A 22,493-nucleotide genomic window follows, 5' to 3' on the forward strand; every position below is an offset into this window, starting at 1 on the left:
ATCGCCGGTCACGAGGAAGGTTTTTGCCTTCTCAGATGCCGTTGTCGACCAGCTTGGCACGCACCCCCTCATAGTAGCGCGACAGACCCGGCAGCGCCGCGGCCAGTTCATCGAAAAGCTGGTCTTCGGCCTGCAACGTGCCGTCATAGCGGGCGGTGATGAACCGGTTGTGCTTGGCGGCCATCCCGTCCGGAATATCGGCCCGAGCGGTGAAGACCGGGGAGGCGACCGTACGTCCCTTCACGGTGATGCGATCCAGCTCGAGGCTGACGAACCGGTCCGCCAGAAGGGCAGTGCCTTCGCCGATCAGCAGCGGCACCCCGTAGTTCTTCGATGCGCCTTCGAGGCGGGAGGCGAGGTTCACGGAATCACCCAGCACCGAATAGTCAAACCGTTGGGAGGAGCCCATGTTTCCGACGACGCAATCGCCGGTGTTGATACCGATGCCGATCCGAAGTTCATGGTAGGCCGAGCCGCGTTCGGCTGCCTCGCGCTTCAGCTCGACATTCAGCGTCTCCATCCGGGCCAGCATGTCGATCGCCGCCGCGACGGCATGATTGGCGTGATCGTCATCGTCCAGAGGTGCGTTCCAGAAGGCCATCAGGCAGTCGCCGATGTATTTGTCGATTGTCCCGCCGTGGCCAAGCACGATCTCCGAGAGCGGCGTCAGCAGGCGATTGATCAAGTTGGTCAGCTGCTCCGGGTCGTCCTTCATCGTCTCGGCGATGGTGGTGAAGCCGCGCACGTCGCAGAAGAGGATGGAAAGCGTGCGCCGTTCGCCGCCGAGGCGCAGTTGCGACGGGTCGCGGGCGAGCCGCTCGACGAGCGCGGGCGACAGGTACTGGGAAAAGGCGCGTGTGATCTGCTTTCGGTTGCGCCGCTCGTCGGCGTAGTCGAACGCCGCCTGGCCGACCGCGACCGAGACAAAGGCGAGCGCCGGCCCGAGCGGCGAGACGAAGAGGTACGCGTGGCGGATCAGCAGGAAGCTGATCGTGGCAAGCGCAAGCGTCACGGCGAGTGCGACCGCGGCGGTCTGCCAGCGGGTCGAGCGCCAGACGGTGAAGGCCGCAAGAATCGCCGAGAGCGTGATCCCGATCAGCACCAGTGGCGATTCCGCCCGCCGGATCGCGCTGCCCTTGGTGATGTTGTCGAAGAGCGTCGCCTGGATTTCGACGCCGGCCACGAGGCGGCCGGTGTGCACGGTATAGGGGGTCGCAAACGCGTCGGCGCCGCCATGGTCGATTTCCGGCGCATTCTGCAGGCTGAGGCCGACGATCACTACCCGATCGCGGAAGAAGTCCTTCGGCAGGAAATTTTCCGGATCGAGGGCCTGGTAATAGGAAACGGTCGGATAGCTGCGGGCCGCGCCATAGGATTGGATCATCCAGTCGCCCGGTGGCAGTTCGTGCGGCTGGCCGGCGACGCGGGCAAGCTGGCGGGAGAGCGCATCGTCGTAGCGTGGCAGATCGCGGAAGATGCCGTCACCGCCGAGCGTGATCGAGGCCATGCCGGTGACGGCGCCGGCCTCGCTGAAAAGCGGCAACGGCGTCGTCCGGACGAGTTGCTCGGCCTGTGGGGTGACAATCACGCTCTCGTCGCCGGCAAGCACCACATCGGGACCAAGGGCCGCCGCGAGTGCCGCGTCGCGTTCGGGCGCCGATGGTTCGGCGAAGATGATGTCGAGCGCGATCGCCTTTGCGCCGGCGGCACGCAGCGCGGTGATCAGGCGCGCGTGAATGTCGCGCGGCCAGGGCCACTGCACGTTCAGTTCAGCAAGCGAGGGCTCGTCGATCGCGACCACGATCGGGCTGTCCGCGGGCGGGGCGGGGTCGTCCAGCGTCGACAGGTAGTCGAAGCTGCGAAGCTCCTGCAGCGACCAGCCCGGCAGGCGCGTGAGCGCAGAAACGATGAGAATGGTGGCAACGGTCAACAGCACCAGCCGAAGTCTGCGACTGATCTTCGGCGTACCGGTGACGCTTCTGGCTGGAGGTGGGTGGGACGTGCTTTCCATCAGAACCGAACTTTAACCGCACCCTTGAAGCTGCGGCCCCATCCGGGAATGCCGGTCGCCACCTCAAAATCCTCGTCGAGCAGGTTGAACGCCGCCAGGCTGAGCTCAAAGCGCTTGTCGAGCGGCTCCCAGGTCACCGCGGCGTCGAGCGTCCAGTAGGCGTCCAACTCCTGGGGGAGGAGGAAGTCGTCGGTCGGGTCGCCTGGCGTGCCGCCGTCGCCCAGGAAGATCGTCTCATTGCCCGTGCGCTTGCCGATATAGTTGGCCGCTACCGTCGCCTTGACGTTGGCTTCGCTGACCCAGGTAAGGGCAACCTGTCCCGCCCATTCCGGCACGAAGGGCAAGGACCTGCCCTCGTCCAAGCTGTCGGGATCCTGGTTTTCCGAATTGATGTAGGCGAGGGTCCCGGAGAGACCAAAGCCGTGACCGATATGGACGTTCGAAGTCACGCTTGCTCGGTCGAGGCGCCCGTACGTCAGACCGATGATGTCCGGCAGGAAAAGCGAATCCCAGATTGCAGGATGTCCGATACTGAAATCTTCGAGGTCCTGATGCTGGAATTCGACGCCTGTGAAGAGCCAGTCGCTCCATTCGGAATCCCAGCGAGCCGCTATCGTGTCGACGTTTCCGTCGATGGCAAGTCCTGCCTGGTTCGGCTGAAGGCCGACGGTGCTGACCGGGGATAGCGTGTTGACGTCGAAGTCGTAGCTCTGGCCAATGTAGGCGGCGCGCAGCCATTGTCCGTCCGTCGGAGCAAATGCAATGCCGGCGCGCGGATCGACCCGGCGTGTTTCGATGATATCGCTGTCGGCATACGTGCCAAACAGGCCGTACTCTGCCTTCAGCGCAGGGTTGATCTCGTGGAGGACGTCCACGTAAAGGCGTCCATAGTCGACCCTGGTATCGATCGGCTCCGAAATGAGCGTTCCGCCATAGCCCAGATCGACGATGCCTCCCTCGACACCGTATCGCCAGGTCAGGTCCCCGGCGGCGACTGTGTGGTTCAGGGCGCCAACATAACTTGTCTGGCGTGAGTCGATCGTGCCGATTGGTGCCAGGCCCGTCAAAGTGAAATCTTCGCGGCTTTCGGTGTCGCCGTAAAAGAAGGCGGCGTTCAGCACGTTCTCGAAACTGAACGTGTGGCTCCAGCCGATCCCTGCCGCGGTCGTCTTCAGTCTTTCGTCGCGGTCGATCGTGAAGGCGGGATAGAACGTGCTGAGATCGAACCGGCTGTCGAAATGCTGACCATAGGCCACGAAGCGGTCGTCCGGCGTCGGAGTTGCGGTGGCATAGCCGACGCCGCTGACCAGTTTCGTCTCGCCCTCATAGTCGCTTGGCGGAATGGTGCTGCTGCCGGAAAACGGCGTATTGACCCATTGGAGGCTGGCCAGCGTGCTGACCGGGAATGGCAGGTTGCTGAAACTCTGCCAACTGCCTTCGTAGATGGGACGGGAGTCGCCGTTAAAGCTCGAAAAGCCGTAGCCAAGCTCCACTTCGGCGAAGGGATAGCGGATGTAGTACGGCCGGGCGGAGGGACCGGCCAGCATGTGGGGATCGTACAGAAGGCCCTGCATAAAGGACGAGAAGGTCGCTTTGTTCTGGGTCGGCTCGATTCCGTCGCTGCCGTACAGGTGGGCGTTCAGGAACGGGTTGACGCTGCCGTGCAACGTCTGGTCGATATAGGACGTCCCGGTGAACGGGTCGAAGGTGATGTCACCGTAGAACTGGCCCCAGGCGTTCAGGCCCTGCAGGCGAAACGCGTTGTTGAGGGTCGAACCGGCGTCATGGTTGAAGCTGATGGCCGCGTGCTCGCCGCCACTGGCGCGCAGCCGACGCAGATACTCCTGCGCGGCGGCAATGGCGCCGTCGGAATCGTATTCGTCGATTGCGACGCTTGCCCTGAACGATGGGATGACCGGATCGTTCGGGTCCAGACGATCGGCATTGTCCAACGCCTGCCGGGCGGCGTCGCGATTGCGCTGCTCCTGATGGGCGACGGCAAGCAGGAGTTGGCCTTGCGAGTAGGCGGGATTGGCGACGGTGCCCTTGAGGAGGTCCTCGGTCGCTTTCTCCAGGTCACCGGTCTGCAGGTGGTAGCGGCCGCGCGCGATCAGGGCGAGGTCGAAGCCGGGGTCGAGTTCCATCACCCGGTCGATCTCGCGCTTGGCTTCGCGCACGCGGTCCTGGTCGAGGTAGAGAATGGCAAGGTTGGTGTGGGCGGCGACGTCTTCGGGGTCCAGCTCGATTGCCCGCAACAACGCCGCCTCGGCTGACTGCATGTCGCCCCGTGCCGACTGGACCAGTCCCAGATCGTTCCAGAGGTTCGTCGAGCCGGGGGCGATCTTCAGGGCGGCGTCGATATCTTCGATGGCGGCGTCGATGTTACCCTCGATATCGGCGCGGTAGCGGGCGCGGGCCTGGAGCGCGACCGGATGCGTCGGATCAAGCGACAGGGACCGGTCCATCGCCTCCTTCATTTGCTCGCGATCGTTCAGGAGCAGAGCGAAGAATGCCCGGTAGGCCGGGAGTGTCGGGTCGTCGGGGTAGTTCCGTTCCGCCTCCTTGATGATGTCCAGCGCCGCGCGGATATTCTCCATGAAACCGGCGGCATAGGCCTTGGTGAAGGCGCCATATGGGCCGGTCACCCGCCGCGGAGCTTTCTCCAGTCGATCAGGGTTAACCAGCGCGCGGGCGAAAAAGCCGCCATAGTCGGCAACGCTACCGCGTTTCGCATCCAGTCCGGGCCGCGCGCGGGCGAAGAGGCGGGCCGCGTCATCAAAGCGGAGTTCCGCTCCGGCGACGAGCGCATCAAGGAAATCGACCCGCGCGCGCTGGGCGGCCGAGAGCTTCGTTGCACGTGCGTGGTTGAGCGAAGCGATCGCCTTCTGCCGGCCTTCCAATGAGAGCTGGGTTTCGGCCAGCGTCAGCCAGTCCTCGGCGCTGCGCTCCGCCTCGGGTTTCGCATCGATGCGGTCGATCGCCTGACGCATCTGCGGAACCTTCAGCGGCGAAGCGGGCATGAAGGTGAAGGCGTCGCGCAGGGACAGATAGAACAGCATCTGCTCGCGATCGTCGGAACTGACGACGACAACCTTCTGCGGTGCCTGGCCGATGCGGGCAACGGCCGCCTCTCCCTGGCCAACCTGCACGCTGCCATGCTCGTTCACCAGTTCGACGCTGCCCTCGAGCACGACCAGCGAGGTCTTGTCGCCGTCGACGGTCAGTGACCAGTCCGTGCCGCGGATCGCGGCCGCAGCCGCCGGCGTCTCCACCTTGAGGGCCTGGCCGCCGCGCTGGGCGCGGGCCCAAAGGGTGCCGGCTTGAAGATCCAGCACGGTATCGCCGGAAGCGCCCATCTGCCGGACCAGCATCGATGAGTTGCGACCGAGGCGCACCTGGGTGTTGTCGGCGAAAAGCACGGCAAGCTGGCCGATGGCATTGGTGCGCAACGCATCGCCGGACAGCAGATCCTGGTTGAGGTCGACACCGTGCCAGCTGGAAACGTCATGGAAGCGGACTTCCTCGCCGGACTTGCGGGCGATGACGGACCCGGCGGCGGGCCCCGCGCGCGGGATCGGCTCGCCATGGGCGGCCGTCAAACCCCAGGCGGCAACGAGCGGCAGTGTCGCGATTGTCTTCAGACCGGATTGCATCCCCATCGGCGCAAGAACTGACAGCCATCGCGCAAATGTCAAGCAGGTCCGGAAAACGCTGTTGCTTTTGGCAGCGGCTGTATTAACACGGAAACACAATGGAGGGGTGGTCATTTCATGACGGACGCTGGAGCTACCTTGGATAAAGCGATCATCGAGAAAGCTTCTGGAGAACAGAATATTTCTTTTGAGCATTTCAATCATGTGAAGAAGGTAAACGACGTATTCTACGACCAGGTAAAGTCAGCGGATCAGAAGGCAGCCTACATTTTTACCTTCATGCTTGCCTTTCTCATGTGGTCGGCGGAGGGGCAGGGAGTATTCAACGCAAGCCGCTACACGGGCGCCAACCCACTGTTTGGTCTATTGTCGGCTTTTCTCGCGGTTTCGATCGTTTTTACCATCATCTGTGCCATTCTCGTCGTTCTGCCGCGACGGGTGAGCAGCGGCACGTCCCTGTTCTGGGGGTCGTGGTCAGCCCAGCGCGATCGCCTCGTCGATGCAAACGAAACGGGCGATATGACCTATCTATTCAGGCAGTATATGGAAAATGCGGACGCGATGGCGCAGCTTGCGATCAACAAGTACCGGATGGTTCGTTTCGCGTTCCGCGGACTGCTGACGACCGTTGTCGCCTACGTCGTACTGCTGCTCACGCGCGGTTGAAGCGCGTTATTGCGGCGTTGGCCTTTCGGCTCCAGCGCATTGCTTGAGGTGCCGCCCGGGAAACGCCGGTCGAACGACGACAGAACGGAAGGGGTCGACTGCGCGTCAGAACGCGCAGGACGGGTGACCGTGGCGGTAGTATCGCTGGTGCTTGGCGCTGCGCTCAGGCGGCGAGCATCTTGTTGACCTCGTCGACGAGGTCGCGGAGGTGAAACGGCTTGGACAGGACCTTGGCGTCCTTGGGGGCCTTGGAATCCGGATTGAGCGCAACGGCGGCAAAGCCGGTGATGAACATGACCTTCAGGTCCGGGTCGAGTTCGGTGGCGCGGCGCGCAAGCTCGATCCCATCCATTTCCGGCATGACGATGTCGGTCAAAAGCAGCGAGAACGGCTCCTCGCGCAGCCGATCGTAGGCGCTCGCGCCGTTGTCGTAGGACATGACCTTATAGCCCGCCTTCTCCAGCGCCTTCACGAGGAAGCGGCGCATATCGTTGTCATCTTCGGCGAGAAGGATCTTGAAACTCATGGTACTCGGAAGCCGTTACTGCTGGTTGTCTTGCCTGTGCGGCGGTTCTGATACGAAAAACGATTTCGGTAAACATCCCGTGAATGGAGGCATCTGCCGACTCGCTGGTCGTTGTGACGACTATGGACACGTGAGCCCGCCGCTGGCAACATACAAGAACTCGCGATTTTGTCACATGGTAAAGGACCGCAATGGCTCCGGAATACAGCGAAAACGGCCTCTTTGAGGTTCTGGAGCCGGCTTCGCAGACCATTCCGCTGGTGTTCAACTCCCCGCACAGCGGTCGCGCCTATCCACAGGGATTCGTCCTTGGTTCACGGCTCGATGCCCATTCGCTGCGCCGGTCCGAAGATCACTATGTCGACGAGCTTTTCCAAGCGGCGCCCGGCCTGGGCGCGCCGATGTTGCTCGCGCACTTTCCGCGAGCGTTCCTCGACGTCAACCGTGAGCCCTACGAACTCGACCCGCGCATGTTCGACGGATCGCTTCCACCCTATGCAAACGTGAGCTCGATGCGGGTCGCCGGTGGCCTCGGGACCATTCCGCGGGTCGTTGCCGAGAACATGGAGATCTACCAGCGGCGCTTGCCGGTCGGTGAGGCGCTGGCGCGAATCGAGAATATCTACAAACCCTATCATGCCCGCCTGCGCAGCCTGATCGTGCAGACCCACCTGCAGTTCGGCTTCTCCGTCCTGATCGATTGCCACTCCATGCCCGGCAATATTCGTGTTGCCGGCGGGGTGCGGCCGGACTTCATCATCGGCGATCGCTACGGCACGAGCGCGGCCGGCGACCTTTCGCGCACGCTGGTGCGGTTGTTCGAGGACATGGGCTTCGTCGTGGCGCGCAACAAACCCTATGCCGGCGGCTTCATCACCGAGCACTACGGGCGGCCCGCAAAAGGGCTGCATGCCTTGCAGATCGAGGTGAACCGCGCGCTCTACGTGGACGAGACCACACTGGCCAAGAAGCCGGATTTCGAGACCGTGCAGGCCGGGATCTCATGGGCGCTTTCGGAATATGCAAGCTATGTCGAGAAGTACGCATCCGACACCGCGCTGGCTGCCGAATGACGTGGCTGCTGCCCTGACGTCAAGACATCAAAAAAAACCGCGCTTAGCGCGCGGCAAGTCTAGGGAGGAAACACCCGGGAAGGGTCTTCGCAGTCAGAAATGACTGTGAGGAAACGGTAATATTGCACTGCACAATTGTCAAGCGAGCGTGCGAAAAATTGCGCATAGGCAATTTTCGATCGATCCATCGGGCGGCGGCTGCCGAAAGTCGCAGGCGGTCTAATGCGGTTCCGTTTTCCTGCGCATTGCTTTATTGACACCACACCTTCCCTGATTTGTGAGATCGCCATGCTTCTCGACCGCGCCTTTTTCGATCAGCTTGCCGACGCCGCCAAGGCAGAAACGCTGCCGCGCTTTCGCGTCGGCGCTGACGTCGTGAACAAGGAGACGAAGGGGTTCGATCCCGTGACCGAAGGCGACCGCGCGGCCGAGGCCGCGATTCGTGCATTGATCACGGAGCGTTTTCCCGAGCATGGGATCCTTGGCGAGGAGCATGGCTCGGTCGGCCTCGATCGGGAGTATGTCTGGGTCATCGATCCGATCGATGGCACCCGCGCCTTCATTTCCGGCGTCCCGGTCTGGGGTACGCTGATCGGCCTCTATCACAAGGGCGAGGCGGTGATGGGTCTGATCGACCAGCCCTTTACCGGCGAGCGCTACTTCGCCGATGGCAGGCAGTCGAACTACAAGGGGCCGGAGGGCTCCCGGGTGCTTGCCACCCGAGCCTGTGAAACTCTCGCCGACGCGACCCTCTTCACCACCTCGCCACACATGTTCGTCGGAGAAGGGCGGGCGCGCTACGAGGCCGTGCAGGACAAGGTGCAGCTGTTCCGTTACGGCGTCGATTGCTACGCCTACGCGTTGCTGGCTGCCGGTCACGTCGATCTCGTGATCGAATCCGGCCTGAAGCCCTATGACGTCGGCGGGCTCATTCCCGTCATCGAGCAGGCTGGCGGCATCATCACCGCCTGGGACGGCGGTCCGGCCGAGATGGGCGGAAGCATCATCGCCGCGGGTAGCCGCGCTGTCTACGAACAGGCGATCGCGATCCTGCAGGGTTAACCGGCCTGACGGCGTGAGGCCGCCCCCTCAGCCGGGGGAGGCTGTGCGCTCTCGGCTTTCCGGTCTTGGGGGTCAGGCTCCCAGCGCGGTGCGCTCGGCCTGGCTGCCCGGAATGAACGCGTCTATCGCCGCCATCGCCTGGGCTCGGTAGCGATCGGCCTCGTGGAAGAGTTCGTGACGGGCGCCATCGATCTCGATCAACCGACCGGCCCGGAACTTTCGCGCCAGGCCATTGAGCACGGTACGGGGGACGATCGGGTCCAGCGTCGGGCAGAGCACGAGCGTCGGAATTCGGATGCGCGTCAGGTGCTCCTGGCGCGAGACGCGGGTGATCGCGGCGAGCATTTCCTTCAGCCACCGCGCCGTCGGCGAGCCGATCGCCAACTGCGGCTGGGCGTCACAGATCGCCTGGTTGCGCGCGAACCGGCGCCGGTCACTGGTCAGAACGTTTCCCTCGAACGAGGGGCGCGTCCCATCCTTGCGAAAGGTGCGGCCGCCGAGTTGGAAGAAGCTCGCGGTGTTGGCGATGACGGAAATTGAGCGTTGGCTCAACGCCTGGCCAGAAAGCGCCAGGAACGGTGCTGCGAGCACCATGCGGTCGATACGGCTCTCGAGCTCCGGTGCCTGCGACAGCGCCACCAGCGCCCCCATCGAGTGGGCGACGAGAAAGAAGGGAAGCCGCGTGTCGGGCAGCACCACCTGTTCCAGGAATTGCTTCAGGTCCGCCTCGTAGTCGGAGAACCGTGTCACGTGACCGCGCCGGGGATCGCTCAGCATGCGGCCAGACCCGCCCTGTCCGCGCCAGTCAAAGGTGGCGACCCACAGTCCGTGCGCCGTCAGGTCGGCGATCGTCTCGAAATATTTCTCGATCGATTCGTTGCGTCCCTGCAGCAGCACCACGGTGCCCTTCGCCACCGGCATCGCCGAACGGAAGACGGCATAGCGGATTTTCACCCCGCCGTTGCCCTCGAAGTAGCCGGCGATATGGTTGCCGGGCACCGGATTGTCGGGTGTTGCGTAGAGGATGTCGTCCATATCCGGCCGGCTCAGCATGCGTTGGGAATAGCAAGCCTAGGTGCTCCTCCCAAGGACGTCAAAGAAAAAAGCCGGCCGCGCGGGACGCGGGAACGCCGCAGCGCGTGCCGGCCAAATTTGACCAGAGCGGAAGGGACGTAGCGCTCCGGTCCCGGAAGCCAAGCTTCCGACCATCGCGGTATGGTTGAGGGCAGCTGAACGAAGCCCGAAGAGAGCGTTCATGGCGGGTTCATCGGAGCGACATGGAGAGATGGCGCGGTTCGGGGTGGTAAGGTCTTGAAGTCGTCAGGCGGCGTTACCATCTCTCGTTTGCGGGCGCCAAAAGGGTCCGCGAAGGGTTCGCATCGCCAAACGGGGTGCGCATCCGAGATTAGCCCGGCCAACTGCCTTTGAAATCAGGCTTTGGCTCGAGACAGCAATTCGTCGCTCACAGGAGGACAACCATGCGTCACTTCGATTTCTCCCCCCTCTATCGTTCCACCGTCGGTTTCGATCGTCTTTTCACGATGCTCGACAGCCTCGGCCAGCCGGACCAGAGCCCGACCTATCCGCCCTACAACATTGAGCGCACCGGCGAGAACGCCTACCGCATCACTATGGCCGTGGCCGGTTTCGATGAGAGCGAGCTCTCCATTGAGGCCCGCGAGCACACGCTGACTATCAAGGGCGAAAAGGCCGATGAAGCCGGCGATCAGGCGCAGTTCCTGCATCGCGGCATCGCCAAGCGCGCCTTCGAGCGCCGCTTCCAGCTCGCCGACCACGTGGAAATCCGCGGCGCTCAGCTGAAGAACGGCCTGCTCCACATCGATCTCGTCCGCGAGATCCCGGAGGCCGCCAAGCCGCGCAAGATCGAGATCGCCTCGGTCGGTCGCGAGGCCAAGCAGATCGAGGCGCAGACCGCCTGACGATCCCCGCCTGAATTGAATGCGAACGGCGCCCCCGGGGCGCCGTTTTGCGTTTGTTGCCAAAGCCCGCTCAGATCTTTCATACTTATGGGCAGCGCCAAATTGGTCCGTCATGCCGGGCTTGATCCGGCATCCAGTGCACTCAAGTCCTTGAAAAGACTCTCTCGCGCCGCAGACGCGGCGCGGCTGGACCCCGGATCAAGTCCGGGGTGACGGATGGAGGGGATGTTCCGCCAGGTTGACAGAGGCCTGTACGGCGCCTTGCGGTGCCGTTTTGCGTTTGACCGCTCAGTCGCAGAGCGACAGGAAGCGTTCGACGTCCTCGGGCTTTGTGGCGAAGGATGTGACTAGCCGGACCATCGTCTCGTCCTCGGCCATGGTCGCCTTGATTTCGGCCGGCGCGGGCCAGTCGTACAAGGCGGCTCCCTTGTCGCGCAGTGTCCTGAGCGTCGCGTTGCGAAGGATGGCAAACACCTCGTTCGAACCGGTCGGCCAGGCAAGGCGCGCCGATTTGGCCTGCGCGATGCCGGCGGCAAGACCCGCGGCCATAGCATTGGAGTGATGGGCAAGCTCCAGCCACAGCCCGCCCCGGAAATAGGCATCGAACTGGGCGGCGATGAAACGCGACTTCGAGAACAGCTGCGCAGAGCGCTTGCGCAGGAAGTGCATCTCGTGCGCACGGCCGGGGTCGAACAGCACCAGCGCCTCGGCGCACCAGCAGCCGTTCTTGGTGCCGCCGAACGACAGGATGTCGACGCCGCGCTTCCAGGTCATCTCCGCCGGCGTCGTTTCGAGTGTCGCCAGCGCATTGGCAAAGCGGGCGCCGTCCATGTGGAGCGGCAGCTTTTTCTGGTGGGCGACGTTGGCGATCGCGGCGATCTCGTCCAGTTCGTAGACCGTACCAGCCTCTGTTGCCTGGGTGAGGGTGACGGCGACCGGTTGTCCGCCATGGACATTGTCGGGCGAGAAGCGGGCGACTGCCGCGGACAGTGCCTCGACCGGCATTTTGCCGCGCGGGCCTTCGATGGGCACGAGCTTCGAGCCGGTGGCGAAGAACTCCGGCGCGTTGCACTCGTCGACGTTCACATGCGCTTCGGCATGGCAGAACACCTGGCCGCCGGGGCGATTGTAGCTGGCCAGCGCCAGTGAATTGGCGGCCGTGCCGGTGCCGACAAAGAACACGGCCACGTCGCGCTCGAAAATCTCATTGAAGGTGTGCTCGACCTTTTTGTCGAGGTCGCTGGTGCCATAGGCCCTGGCGTAGCCGTCGGCAGCTTCAGTGAGGCTGCGGGCGATGTCGGGGTGGGCGCCCGCCCAGTTGTCAGAGGCAAAATACATACGAAATTTCCGGTTTCCCGGCTCCATTGCGGGGGTCGACTCGGACGATAGTCCAGCGCGCGCTCTGATCAATCGGCCCTGACGGCAAAGTGATCATTTTGAAAGTAAATGAAATATTGGATCGAGTTGGCGTAATTAAATTTCAAAAGGCCGTATTCGTTGGCAATCTTTCGTCTCGGAGTGCTATTATTTTAGCGACATGGCCTTGCGGTCCAAATTCGTTTCTGGCATAGAACCCAAGAAATAGGACAGTCATACTGTCCTATTTCGGTCAGGAGACCGAAACAACGCCCACGCCTCTCTTTCGGAGGTGTTTGGCTGATGGCGCAAGTATCGCCGTTCACTGAATGAACGGACGCGCTTTGCACTTTGCAACGGTCGCTGACGCCTGCCTGGTCGGCCGGACCATCTATTTGCCGCCCGATCCGGTTCATGCAACGATAACGCCCGTGGGGCCGGATGCGAGGACGCTTCCGGCTGGCGCGCGGGTGAGACCCTGCCCGCGCAACTCGGGCCACAGGAGGGATGACGATGGTGGATTTCGCGTCGAACAGTTTTGGTATGAACCGGGCGCAGACGACTGCGACGGACGCCAAAACGACGACGACGCGACGAGCCGGTCATCCGAAAAAACAGGGCCTCTACGATCCGAAAAACGAGCATGACGCCTGCGGCGTCGGCTTCGTCGCGCACCTGAAGGGCAAGAAGTCGCACCAGATCGTCAAGGACGGTCTGTTCATGCTGGAAAACCTGACGCATCGCGGTGCCGTCGGCGCCGATCCGCTGATGGGCGACGGCGCCGGCATCCTCGTGCAGATTCCCGACCGCTTCTTCCGCGAGGAAATGGCCAGGCAGGGCATCACCCTGCCGAAGGCCGGCGAATATGCCGTCGGACACATCTTCATGCCGCAGGACGAGGCGCTGATCGCCCACTTCAAGAACGTCATCAAGGAGGTCGTCGCCGAGGAAGGGCAGCACCTGCTCGGCTACCGCGATGTGCCGGTCGACAATTCCTCGCTGTCCAAGGCGGCGGAGATCGTCGCCACCGAGCCGCGCCACGTGCAGGTGTTCATCGGCGCGGGCCGCAATGCCGCGACGACGCCGGAGTTCGAGCGCCGCCTCTTCACCCTGCGCAAGGTGATCTCCAACCGCATCTATGACGAGTACAAGGGCGAAGAGAGCGGCTTCTATCCGGTGTCGCTGTCGTCCTCGACGATCGTCTACAAGGGCATGTTCCTGGCCTACCAGGTCGGCGCCTATTACAAGGACCTGTCGGACCCGCGCTTCGAAACCGCCGTCGCCCTCGTGCACCAGCGCTTCTCGACCAACACCTTCCCGTCATGGAAGCTGGCGCACCCCTACCGCATGGTCGCCCACAACGGCGAGATCAACACGCTGCGCGGCAACGTCAACTGGATGGCGGCGCGCCAGGCCTCGGTGTCCTCGCCGCTGTTCGGCGACGACATCGGGAAGCTCTGGCCGATCTCCTACGAGGGCCAGTCGGACACGGCCTGCTTCGACAACGCGCTCGAATTCCTGATCCGCGGCGGCTATTCGCTGTCGCATGCGATGATGATGCTGATCCCGGAGGCCTGGGCCGGCAACCAGTTGATGGCGCCGGAGCGCAAGGCCTTCTACGAGTATCACGCCGCCCTCATGGAACCGTGGGATGGCCCGGCCGCCGTTGCGTTCACCGACGGCAAACAGGTCGGGGCGACGCTCGACCGCAACGGCCTGCGTCCGGCCCGCTACATCGTCACCGACGACGACCGCGTCATCCTCGCCTCCGAAGCCGGTACGCTGCCGGTGAAGGAGGAAAGCATCGTCCGGAAGTGGCGGCTGCAGCCGGGCAAGATGCTGCTGATCGACATGGAGAAGGGCCGGATCATCTCCGACGAGGAGGTGAAGCACGAACTGTCGTCCAGGCATCCCTATCGCGAGTGGCTGGATCACACCCAGCTCATCCTCGAGGACCTGCGCCCGGTCGAGCCGCGCGCGCTTCGCCGCGATGTCTCGCTGCTCGATCGCCAGCAGGCCTTCGGCTATACGCTTGAGGACACCAGGCTGCTGATGTCGCCGATGGCGACCACCGGCCAGGAGGCGATCGGCTCGATGGGCACCGACACGCCGATCTCGGCGATGTCTGACAAGACGAAGCTGCTTTACACCTATTTCAAGCAGAACTTCGCCCAGGTCACCAACCCGCCGATCGATCCGATCCGCGAGGAGTTGGTGATGAGCCTCGTCTCCTTCATCGGCCCGCGTCCGAACATCCTCGATCACCTGGGGGCGGCACATGCCAAGCGCATGGAGGTCCGCCAGCCGATCCTGACGAACGGCGACCTGGAGAAGATCCGCTCGATCGGCCACACCGAGGACCGCTTCGACACCAAGACGCTCGACTTCACCTATGACGTCACGCGCGGCGCAGAGGCCATGCTGGAAATGCTCGATCGCCTGTGCGAGCGGGCGGAAGCGGCGGTCAAGGGCGGCTACAACATCATCGTGCTCTCCGACCGCCAGATCGGCCCGGACCGCGTCGCGATCCCCGCACTTCTGGCAACCGCCGCCGTCCACCATCACCTGATCCGCAAGGGGCTGCGCACCTCGGTCGGCCTCGTGCTGGAATCGGGCGAGCCACGCGAGGTGCACCAGTTCTGCCTGCTCGCCGGCTACGGCGCCGAGGCGATCAACCCGTACCTTGCCTTCGATACGCTCACGGACATGCACAAGCGCGGCGAGTTCCCGAAGGAGGTCGACGAGAGCGAGGTCGTCTACCGCTACATCAAGGCGGTCGGAAAGGGCATCCTCAAGGTCATGTCCAAGATGGGCATCTCGACCTACCAGTCCTATTGCGGCGCGCAGATCTTCGACGCCATCGGCCTGTCCTCGGAACTGGTCGACAAGTACTTCTTCGGTACCGCGACCACGATCGAAGGCATCGGCCTCGACGAGATCGCCAAGGAAACGGTCGCCCGCCACAAGGCCGCCTTCGGCCGCGATCCGATCCTGGCCAACACGCTCGACATCGGCGGCGAGTATGCCTACCGCATGCGCGGCGAGGACCATGCCTGGACGCCTGATGTCGTCGCCTCGCTCCAGCATGCCGTGCGCGGCAATGCGCAGGACCGCTACCGGGAGTTCTCCCAGCTGGTGAACACCTCGTCGCTGCGCATGAACACGATCCGCGGCCTGTTCTCGGTCAAGGACGCGGCCGCCTGGGGCAAGAAGCCGATTTCGATCGATCAGGTCGAGCCGGCCTCCGAGATCGTCAAGCGCTTCTCCACCGGCGCGATGTCCTTCGGCTCAATCTCCAGAGAGGCGCACACGACGCTGGCGATCGCCATGAACCGGATCGGCGGCAAGTCGAACACCGGCGAGGGCGGCGAAGAAGCCGATCGCTACACGCCGCTCGCCGACGGTTCTGCCAACCCGGAGCGCTCGGCGATCAAGCAGGTTGCCTCCGGCCGCTTCGGCGTCACCACCGAGTACCTGGTCAATGCCGACGTGCTGCAGATCAAGGTCGCTCAGGGCGCCAAGCCCGGCGAGGGCGGCCAGCTGCCCGGCCACAAGGTCGATGCGACCATCGCCAAGACCCGCCACTCGACGCCGGGCGTCGGCCTGATCTCGCCGCCGCCGCACCATGACATCTATTCGATCGAGGATCTGGCGCAGCTGATCTACGACCTGAAGAACGTCAACCCGGCAGCCGACATCTCGGTCAAGCTCGTCTCCGAGGTGGGCGTCGGCACGGTCGCGGCCGGCGTCGCCAAGGCGCGCGCCGACCACATCACCGTCGCCGGCTTCGACGGCGGCACCGGTGCCTCGCCGCTGACCTCGCTGAAGCATGCCGGCAGCCCGTGGGAAATCGGCCTTGCCGAAACGCACCAGACGCTGGTCCTCAACGGCCTGCGCTCGCGCATTGCGCTTCAGGTCGACGGCGGCCTGAAGACCGGCCGCGACGTCATCATCGGCGCGCTGCTCGGGGCCGACGAGTTCGGCTTCGCCACCGCACCCCTGATCGCGGCGGGCTGCATCATGATGCGCAAGTGCCACCTCAACACCTGTCCGGTCGGCGTCGCCACCCAGGATCCGGTGCTGCGCAAGCGCTTCAAGGGTGCTCCGGAGCACGTGGTCAACTACTTCTTCTTCGTTGCCGAAGAGGTGCGCGAGATCCTGGCTTCGCTCGGCGTGCGCAAGCTCGACGAGATCATCGGTGCCTCAGAGCTTCTCGAGAAGGAGCGGCTGATCAGCCACTGGAAGTCGCAGGGCCTCGATTTCAGCCGCATCTTCCACAAGGTTGATGCACCGAAGGCGGCGACCTACTGGACCGAGCGGCAAAACCACCCGATCGAGGATATCCTCGACCGGACGCTGATCGCAAAGGCAAAGCCGGCCCTGGAAGAAAAGACGCCGACGGCAATCGAGATCGACATCAAGAACGTCGATCGCTCGACCGGCGCCATGCTGTCGGGCGAAGTCGCGAAGCGCTACGGCCACAAGGGCCTGAAGGACGACACGATCACCGTGCGCCTCGACGGCACCGCCGGCCAGTCGTTCGCGGCCTTCCTGGCGCGCGGCATCACCTTTGATCTCGTCGGCGCCGGCAACGACTACGTCGCCAAGGGGTTGTCGGGCGGCCGCGTCATCGTCCGCCCGCCGGAGAACTCCAGGACCGTCGCGCATGAATCGATCATCGTCGGCAACACCGTGCTCTACGGCGCGATATCAGGCGAGTGCTACTTCAACGGGGTGGCCGGCGAGCGCTTCGCCGTGCGCAACTCCGGTGCAGTCGCCGTCGTCGAGGGTGTTGGCGACCACGGCTGCGAGTACATGACCGGCGGCGTCGTCGTCGTCATCGGCCAGACCGGGCGCAACTTCGCGGCCGGCATGTCGGGCGGCGTCGCCTACGTGCTGGACGAGGAGGGCGATTTCGCCCGCAGCTGCAACATGGCGATGGTCGAGCTGCAGCCGGTGCCGGAAGAGGACGACATGCTCGAGAAGCTGCATCATCACGGCGGCGACATCATGCACAAGGGCATGGTGGACGTCTCCGGCGACATGACGCGGCACGACGAGGAGCGCCTGTACCAACTCATTTCCAACCACCTGCACTACACGGACTCGAAACGCGCGAAAGACATTCTGGATCATTGGGCGGACTACCGTCCGAAGTTCCGCAAGGTCATGCCGGTCGAATACCGGCGCGCGCTCGAGGAGATGGAGCGCATGAATATGGCCGAGGCAGCGGAGTGAATGGCCGCTTGGCCATCATTCATCGGGTGATTTCAGTCGGCATCGCGGTCGCCGTCCCGGCGGCCGTCTACTGGATGAACGGCGAAATCGGATTGGAATTCATCGTACTGGGTGCGGCAACGGGATTTGCCTACTGGTACTGGGGACCGACAGGTCCCACGCTTTGAAGGAATACACTCGTGGGTAAGGTTACAGGGTTCATGGAAATCGATCGGCAGGTCGCGAAGTACCAGCCGGCGTCGGATCGCATTCGCCACTTCCGCGAATTCACGATTCCCATGTCGGATCAGGAAGTCCAAAAGCAGGCGGCGCGCTGCATGGATTGCGGCATTCCCTATTGCCACGGTCCAACGGGATGCCCGGTGCACAACCAGATCCCGGACTGGAACGACCTCGTCTACACCGGCAACTGGGAACTGGCGATCCGCAACCTGCATTCGACCAACAACTTCCCGGAGTTCACCGGCCGCGTCTGCCCCGCACCCTGCGAGGAGGCCTGCACGCTGAACCTCGAGGACACGCCGGTCGCCATCAAGACCGTCGAGCAGGCGATCGCCGACAAGGCCTATGAGATGGGCTACATCGTGCCGCAGCCGGCGACGGTCCACTCCGGCAAGAAGGTCGCGGTCATCGGCTCCGGCCCGGCAGGCATGGCGGCAGCCCAGCAACTCGCCCGCGCCGGCCACGAGGTGCACGTGTTCGAGCGTGAATCCAAGCCCGGCGGCCTGCTGCGCTACGGCATCCCGGACTTCAAGATGGAGAAGAACTTCATCGACCGCCGCGTCGAGCAGATGCGCGGCGAGGGCGTCTCCTTCCATTGCGGCGTCAATGTCGGCGTCGACAAAAAGATGGACGAACTCCTCGTCGAGTTCGATGCCGTGCTCTATGCCGGCGGCTCCGAGACGCCGCGCGATGCCGGCATTCCGGGCGTCGACCTTCAGGGCGTGCACGATGCCATGCCCTATCTCGTCCAGCAGAACCGCCGTATCGGCCGGGAGAACATGGACAGCGTCGGCTGGCCGTCCGACCCGATCCTCGCCGGCGGCAAGCACATCGTCGTCGTCGGCGGCGGCGACACGGCGTCGGACTGCGTCGGCACCGCCTTCCGCCAGGGCGCGGTCAAGGTCACCCAGCTCGACATCCGCCCGCAGCCGCCGGAGAAGGAAGACAAGCTCGCCGTCTGGCCGTTCTGGGCTACGAAGATGCGTACCTCGTCCTCTCAGGCCGAGGGCGCGATCCGCGAGTTCCAGGTCGGCACGCTCGAATTCGTCGGCGAGGATGGCGTGCTGACGGGGGTGAAGTGCTGCCAGGTCGACGAGCGCCGCAAGCCGGTCGCCGGCACCGAGTTCATCATCAAGGCCGACCTCGCCTTCATCGCCATCGGCTTCCGCGGCCCCTTCACTGACAGCGTCCTGAAGGATCTTGGCGAGAAGCTGGCAATCAACACCGACCGGCGCGGCTCCTCCAACGTGGTCGCCAATGATCGCGACTACAAGACCTCGGTCGACAAGCTGTGGACGGCCGGAGACATCCGTCGCGGCCAGTCGCTGGTGGTCTGGGCGATCCGCGAGGGCCGCCAGGCGGCGCGCGCCATCGACGAGGCGCTGATGGGCACGACGACGCTGCCGCGCTGAGACGACCCGCGCTGACCTCCATCTTCCGTCATCCCGGCCTTGAGCCGGGATCCAGCCGCGTCGCGTCTGCGGCGCGAATGGACTCTTTTGCGCGCAAGGACTTGCGCGCGCTGGATGCCGGATCAAGTCCGGCATGACGGTGCAGGTTGGGGGCCGCTCGAAGAGATGAAGGGCTGAAACGGGCGCGTTGCCAGCAGCCTGGCAGCGTCGGTGGGGCACTTGCACTTCCAAAAGGGGCGGGGTTTTGGTTGTCCTACAGTCGATGCGGCAACGCACTCAACCCGCAAAGGCGATGAGGTTGCCGTCCGGATCGCTGACGATGATGGTGCTGGTGCCCCATTCCTCCGTGCGAAGCTGCTGGTGAAACGTTGCCCCCGAGGCTTCGTACTCGGCCGCCAGTGCTGCGACGTCCTCGACCAGGATGGTCGCGGAAAGCGCGTCCTCTTCCGCGGACCGGAATGTTTGGTCGAACGGCAGCCGGTCGACTTGCCGCAGGTTCAACTGCACGCCGTCCCGATAGATCTGGCCGTAGTAGGGTGGGTCGCCATAGAGAAAGGCGACGGTGAAGCCAAGTTTGTCGGCGTAGTAGTCGCAGGACGCCTCGACATTCGTGACGAAGAGCTGTGGCTCGACCGCCATGAAAATCGGCCGGCGCTCGGTCGCGGGCTCGTTATCTTCGTTCGACATGCAAATCCTGTCCTGGTCAGTTGGTGGCCTTTTGCGGGTCGATCGGCTGCGGCCGCTTGTCCAGCCGGAAGTCGTCCACCCGGCCTTCGGGAGCGGCGGCGAATTCGCCCTTCTGTATCATCTTGTCGCGCGGGCTGCGGCCGCTGCCCTTGTCGAGTGCGGAGCCGCCGAGGAGCACCGTGCCGCCGTCGAGCGCCGGATCGGTCAGGCTGATCGGCTGCGTGCGGACGATGTCGGCGGCATCGGTCGGAGTGGTCACGACCAGGTTCGACACGGCTTCGCCGCCCTGTGGCTGACCAATGGTCATCGCGTCGCCGAGAATGCGGCGGATCTCCTTCTCGACATAGAACGCCATCTTGCGCTTGCCGGCCTTCGTCATCGATACGCCGTCGGAGCCGCGCAAACGCACCTGCTGGCCGTTGATGTCCGACCCGGTGACAACGAACTTGCCGCTCTCGTCAACGAAGCCGTCCCAGATGTCGACGAAGGTGCCTCCGGTCTTTTCGACGGTGCCGCGATAGATCGTGTTGAAGGCCGACATGTCAGCTGTCATCGAGGTTGTCTGGAAAGCCGGCATGCCAACCCACATTAGCGGGACTTTCTTTTCCAGCACGAAGGATGAGAGGGCCGCTACGCGCTGTTCGTACTCCTTCGACCACGCTTCGCTGCGGAACTTCTCCTTACTGCCGCCGATCGTCATCATTTGTCGGTCATTAGCGCCGAGGCTCAGCACCACGACGGCCGGCTTGATTTCATCGATCAACGCCGGCAGTTCGGTCTGCCAGTTGTAGTAGTCCTGCCGCACAAGGCCGGACGAGCCGTTCGTGCGCGCCTCGATCGCGACACCGGGCATCTCCGTAAACGCCTCCGTCAGGCCGTCGCCGATTCCGCTGGCGATGAAATCACCGACGACGAGCACCTTGCGTGCGTCCGGCAGTTTCGCCACCACGACCGGCTCGGGAACAGCAATGGCCGGCGGCACCTTCTTCTTTGTTTTGGGCTTCTCGCTTCTCGTCTGCGGCCGATGCTGCTGCTGGCGCTGCTGGTAGTTCGGCTGCTGCTGGGCCCGGCGCCCGAATCCGAAGCCGCCGAACAGAAGATCGAGCACCGTGCGGCGCTGGACCCGCTCCTGCGCAACGGCATCCGAATAGACAGCCACCGGCGGCACGGCGATCGCCAGACAAGTCAGCAACAAAAGCAATCGGCGTAATCGTCGCATTCGCGGTCAGGATCCTGTTCGGTCGGCATGATGCTCAGACGCCGTCATGGCATGATGATGGCAAATAGATCGCGTTCGCGAAAGCCCGCGATATGATTCGGGCGCCGCAAGGGCGCCCGAATTCCGATTGGCGATGCCGGTAAGGTTATTTTCGCAGGGCGTTCAGCAGGGCCGTGCTCGGCTGGCCGTCCGTCGTCAGGCCGAGGCGACTCTGGACGGCCTGGATGGCCGCCTTTGAGCCGGATCCGAGGTTGCCGTCGACCTCGCCGTCATAGTAGCCGAGCTCCTTGAGGCGGGATTGCAACTCGAACTTCTCGGCAATGTCGAGCGTGCCCTCAGGCCGCGGCCAGCGCTGCTTTACGCCGCCATAGCCGGCAAGCTGATCAGCCAGCATGCCCACGCCCATGGCATAGGAGTTCGAGGCGTTGTAGCGCTTGATGACGAAGAAGTTGCGCGTCATCAGGAAGGCGGGCCCATTGGCGCCGCCGGGCATCAGGAGCTCCGCGCGGTCGCCGCCATTCTTGAAGCCCTTGCCGCCGGGGCGGAGGAAGCCGAGCTTCTGCCACTGCGCGAGTGTTTTGGTCTGACCTTCGTAGGCGCCGCCGCCGTTCGGAACGACGGTCTCGTAGCCCCAGGTCTTGCCCGGCTGCCAGCCGTTCTTGTGCAACAGGTTCGCCGCCGTCGCCAGCGCGTCCGGCACCGAGTTCCAGATGTCGCGATGGCCGTTGCCGTCGGCATCGACCGCATAGAGCAGGTAGCTCGACGGGATGAATTGGGTATGGCCCATGGCACCGGCCCAGGAACCGGTCATCTCGCGGGCGGGGATGTCGCCGTTCTGGACGATCTTCAGCGCGGCGATCAACTGCGTGCGCGCGAATTTCGCCCGCTTCGGATCGGCGTAGGCGAGCGTCGCCAATGCCCGGGGCACGTAGTGCAACTTGTCGTCCTTGGACAGCACCGCGCCGTAGTTCGTCTCCATCGACCAGATGGCGAGCAGGATGTTGCGGTCAACGCCATAGTGCCGCTCGACCGCGGCCAGCGTGCGCGCATGTTTCCGGGCCATTTCCTGGCCGACTTTCACGGTGTAGGGATTCACGCGGGAATCGAGGTAGTCCCAGATCTTGTGCTTGAATTCCGGCTGGTAGGCCGCCTTCTCTAGCACCTCGGGATCCGGTGTCCTGACGCCGGAAAAGACTTGCTGATAGGTTGCCTTGCTTATGCCGCTCTTTGCCGCTGTAGCGTAGAAATCGGCGATCCACTGTTGGAAGCCCGAGTCGGCCCGGGCGGCGGTCGGCGAGGCCAGAAGTGTCGCGGAGACGAACAGGGCGAGGGTGGAGCGAAGGAGCCTGGACTTGCTAAGCTGATACATCGGTCGTTGGTTCCGTCTTTCGAACAATCGATCGGGCGGAGCGTTAAGCTTCCGGTGGA

The 22,493-nt window shown here is 63.7% G+C and carries 15 protein-coding genes; 7 read left to right on the forward strand and 8 right to left on the reverse strand.

Annotated features, from left to right (window positions below; genetic code table 11):
• Positions 1-31 precede the first annotated feature (31 nt).
• Positions 32-2,011, reverse strand: coding sequence for an adenylate/guanylate cyclase domain-containing protein (locus J2Y48_RS20235; protein WP_310421595.1), 1,980 nt, complete (start codon positions 2,009-2,011; stop codon positions 32-34).
• Positions 2,011-5,664: a tetratricopeptide repeat protein gene (locus J2Y48_RS20240; RefSeq protein ID WP_310421597.1), complete on the reverse strand. Its 3,654-nt coding sequence runs from the start codon at positions 5,662-5,664 to the stop codon at positions 2,011-2,013. Before J2Y48_RS20240 ends, J2Y48_RS20235 begins: the two co-directional genes overlap by 1 nt.
• A 117-nt stretch (positions 5,665-5,781) precedes the next feature.
• Between J2Y48_RS20240 and J2Y48_RS20245 the strand changes: the two genes are divergently transcribed.
• Complete coding sequence (locus J2Y48_RS20245) at positions 5,782-6,330, forward strand: Pycsar system effector family protein (protein WP_310421600.1); 549 nt, start codon at positions 5,782-5,784, stop codon at positions 6,328-6,330.
• A gap of 163 nt (positions 6,331-6,493) precedes the next feature.
• On the opposite strand, the gene cpdR1 is transcribed toward J2Y48_RS20245, so the two are convergent.
• A complete protein-coding gene (cpdR1, locus tag J2Y48_RS20250; protein WP_192246785.1) occupies positions 6,494-6,856 on the reverse strand; it encodes a response regulator CpdR1 in 363 nt (120 codons plus the stop codon).
• Between the two features lie 191 nt (positions 6,857-7,047).
• Here cpdR1 and J2Y48_RS20255 point away from each other — a divergent pair, with 191 nt between their 5' ends.
• Together J2Y48_RS20255 and hisN are read left to right on the forward strand one after the other, a co-directional pair.
• A complete protein-coding gene (locus J2Y48_RS20255) occupies positions 7,048-7,929 on the forward strand; it encodes an N-formylglutamate amidohydrolase (protein WP_310421602.1) in 882 nt (293 codons plus the stop codon).
• A 288-nt stretch (positions 7,930-8,217) separates the two neighbouring features.
• On the forward strand, positions 8,218-8,991 hold the full coding sequence (hisN, locus tag J2Y48_RS20260) for a histidinol-phosphatase (RefSeq protein ID WP_310421605.1): 774 nt from the start codon (positions 8,218-8,220) through the stop codon (positions 8,989-8,991).
• 72 nt (positions 8,992-9,063) lie between these two features.
• Here hisN and J2Y48_RS20265 read toward each other — a convergent pair whose 3' ends face one another.
• Positions 9,064-10,026, reverse strand: coding sequence for an alpha/beta hydrolase (locus tag J2Y48_RS20265; RefSeq protein ID WP_310421609.1), 963 nt, complete (start codon positions 10,024-10,026; stop codon positions 9,064-9,066).
• A 443-nt stretch (positions 10,027-10,469) separates the two neighbouring features.
• On the opposite strand from J2Y48_RS20265, the gene J2Y48_RS20270 reads away from it, so the two are divergent.
• Complete coding sequence (locus J2Y48_RS20270; RefSeq protein WP_310421611.1) at positions 10,470-10,931, forward strand: Hsp20 family protein; 462 nt, start codon at positions 10,470-10,472, stop codon at positions 10,929-10,931.
• 288 nt (positions 10,932-11,219) lie between these two features.
• Here J2Y48_RS20270 and J2Y48_RS20275 read toward each other — a convergent pair whose 3' ends face one another.
• Positions 11,220-12,269: a low specificity L-threonine aldolase gene (locus J2Y48_RS20275; protein ID WP_310421614.1), complete on the reverse strand. Its 1,050-nt coding sequence runs from the start codon at positions 12,267-12,269 to the stop codon at positions 11,220-11,222.
• A 561-nt stretch (positions 12,270-12,830) separates the two neighbouring features.
• Between J2Y48_RS20275 and gltB the strand changes: the two genes are divergently transcribed.
• From gltB to J2Y48_RS20290, 3 genes are read left to right on the forward strand one after another with little or no spacing between them, the layout of a single operon-like run.
• The gene (gene gltB / locus J2Y48_RS20280) at positions 12,831-17,525 is read left to right on the forward strand and encodes a glutamate synthase large subunit (RefSeq protein ID WP_405030267.1); all 4,695 of its coding nucleotides are present in this window, start codon (positions 12,831-12,833) and stop codon (positions 17,523-17,525) included.
• An 8-nt stretch (positions 17,526-17,533) separates the two neighbouring features.
• The gene (locus J2Y48_RS20285) at positions 17,534-17,692 is read left to right on the forward strand and encodes a hypothetical protein (protein ID WP_310421620.1); all 159 of its coding nucleotides are present in this window, start codon (positions 17,534-17,536) and stop codon (positions 17,690-17,692) included.
• A gap of 12 nt (positions 17,693-17,704) precedes the next feature.
• Positions 17,705-19,159, forward strand: a complete 1,455-nt coding sequence (locus J2Y48_RS20290; protein ID WP_310421623.1) for a glutamate synthase subunit beta — start codon at positions 17,705-17,707, stop codon at positions 19,157-19,159.
• 276 nt (positions 19,160-19,435) lie between these two features.
• Here the strand turns inward: J2Y48_RS20290 and J2Y48_RS20295 are convergent, their stop codons facing one another.
• The 3 genes from J2Y48_RS20295 to J2Y48_RS20305 all read right to left on the reverse strand — a co-directional run bounded on the left by J2Y48_RS20295 (position 19,436) and on the right by J2Y48_RS20305 (position 22,434).
• A complete protein-coding gene (locus J2Y48_RS20295) occupies positions 19,436-19,846 on the reverse strand; it encodes a VOC family protein (protein WP_310421626.1) in 411 nt (136 codons plus the stop codon).
• 16 nt (positions 19,847-19,862) lie between these two features.
• Entirely contained in the window at positions 19,863-21,065 is a 1,203-nt protein-coding gene (locus J2Y48_RS20300) for a DUF459 domain-containing protein (protein ID WP_405030266.1), read from the reverse strand.
• Between the two features lie 145 nt (positions 21,066-21,210).
• Complete coding sequence (locus tag J2Y48_RS20305; protein WP_310421632.1) at positions 21,211-22,434, reverse strand: lytic murein transglycosylase; 1,224 nt, start codon at positions 22,432-22,434, stop codon at positions 21,211-21,213.
• Positions 22,435-22,493: the final 59 nt, after the last annotated feature.

Origin of the sequence: Mycoplana sp. BE70 (assembly GCF_031455855.1) — a bacterium.
Lineage (GTDB): Bacteria > Pseudomonadota > Alphaproteobacteria > Rhizobiales > Rhizobiaceae > Mycoplana.

Bases quoted from the DNA above. Each gene is read 5' to 3' on its own strand.
- cpdR1 (WP_192246785.1), bottom strand. From the start codon at position 6,856: ATGAGTTTCAAGATCCTTCTCGCCGAAGATGACAACGATATGCGCCGC.
- J2Y48_RS20265 (WP_310421609.1), bottom strand. From the start codon at position 10,026: ATGGACGACATCCTCTACGCAACACCCGACAATCCGGTGCCCGGCAAC.
- J2Y48_RS20235 (WP_310421595.1), bottom strand. From the start codon at position 2,011: ATGGAAAGCACGTCCCACCCACCTCCAGCCAGAAGCGTCACCGGTACG.
- J2Y48_RS20295 (WP_310421626.1), bottom strand. From the start codon at position 19,846: ATGTCGAACGAAGATAACGAGCCCGCGACCGAGCGCCGGCCGATTTTC.
- J2Y48_RS20305 (WP_310421632.1), bottom strand. From the start codon at position 22,434: ATGTATCAGCTTAGCAAGTCCAGGCTCCTTCGCTCCACCCTCGCCCTG.
- J2Y48_RS20300 (WP_405030266.1), bottom strand. From the start codon at position 21,065: ATGCGACGATTACGCCGATTGCTTTTGTTGCTGACTTGTCTGGCGATC.
- J2Y48_RS20270 (WP_310421611.1), top strand. From the start codon at position 10,470: ATGCGTCACTTCGATTTCTCCCCCCTCTATCGTTCCACCGTCGGTTTC.
- gltB (WP_405030267.1), top strand. From the start codon at position 12,831: ATGAACCGGGCGCAGACGACTGCGACGGACGCCAAAACGACGACGACG.
- J2Y48_RS20255 (WP_310421602.1), top strand. From the start codon at position 7,048: ATGGCTCCGGAATACAGCGAAAACGGCCTCTTTGAGGTTCTGGAGCCG.
- J2Y48_RS20245 (WP_310421600.1), top strand. From the start codon at position 5,782: ATGACGGACGCTGGAGCTACCTTGGATAAAGCGATCATCGAGAAAGCT.
- J2Y48_RS20275 (WP_310421614.1), bottom strand. From the start codon at position 12,269: ATGTATTTTGCCTCTGACAACTGGGCGGGCGCCCACCCCGACATCGCC.
- J2Y48_RS20240 (WP_310421597.1), bottom strand. From the start codon at position 5,664: ATGCAATCCGGTCTGAAGACAATCGCGACACTGCCGCTCGTTGCCGCC.
- hisN (WP_310421605.1), top strand. From the start codon at position 8,218: ATGCTTCTCGACCGCGCCTTTTTCGATCAGCTTGCCGACGCCGCCAAG.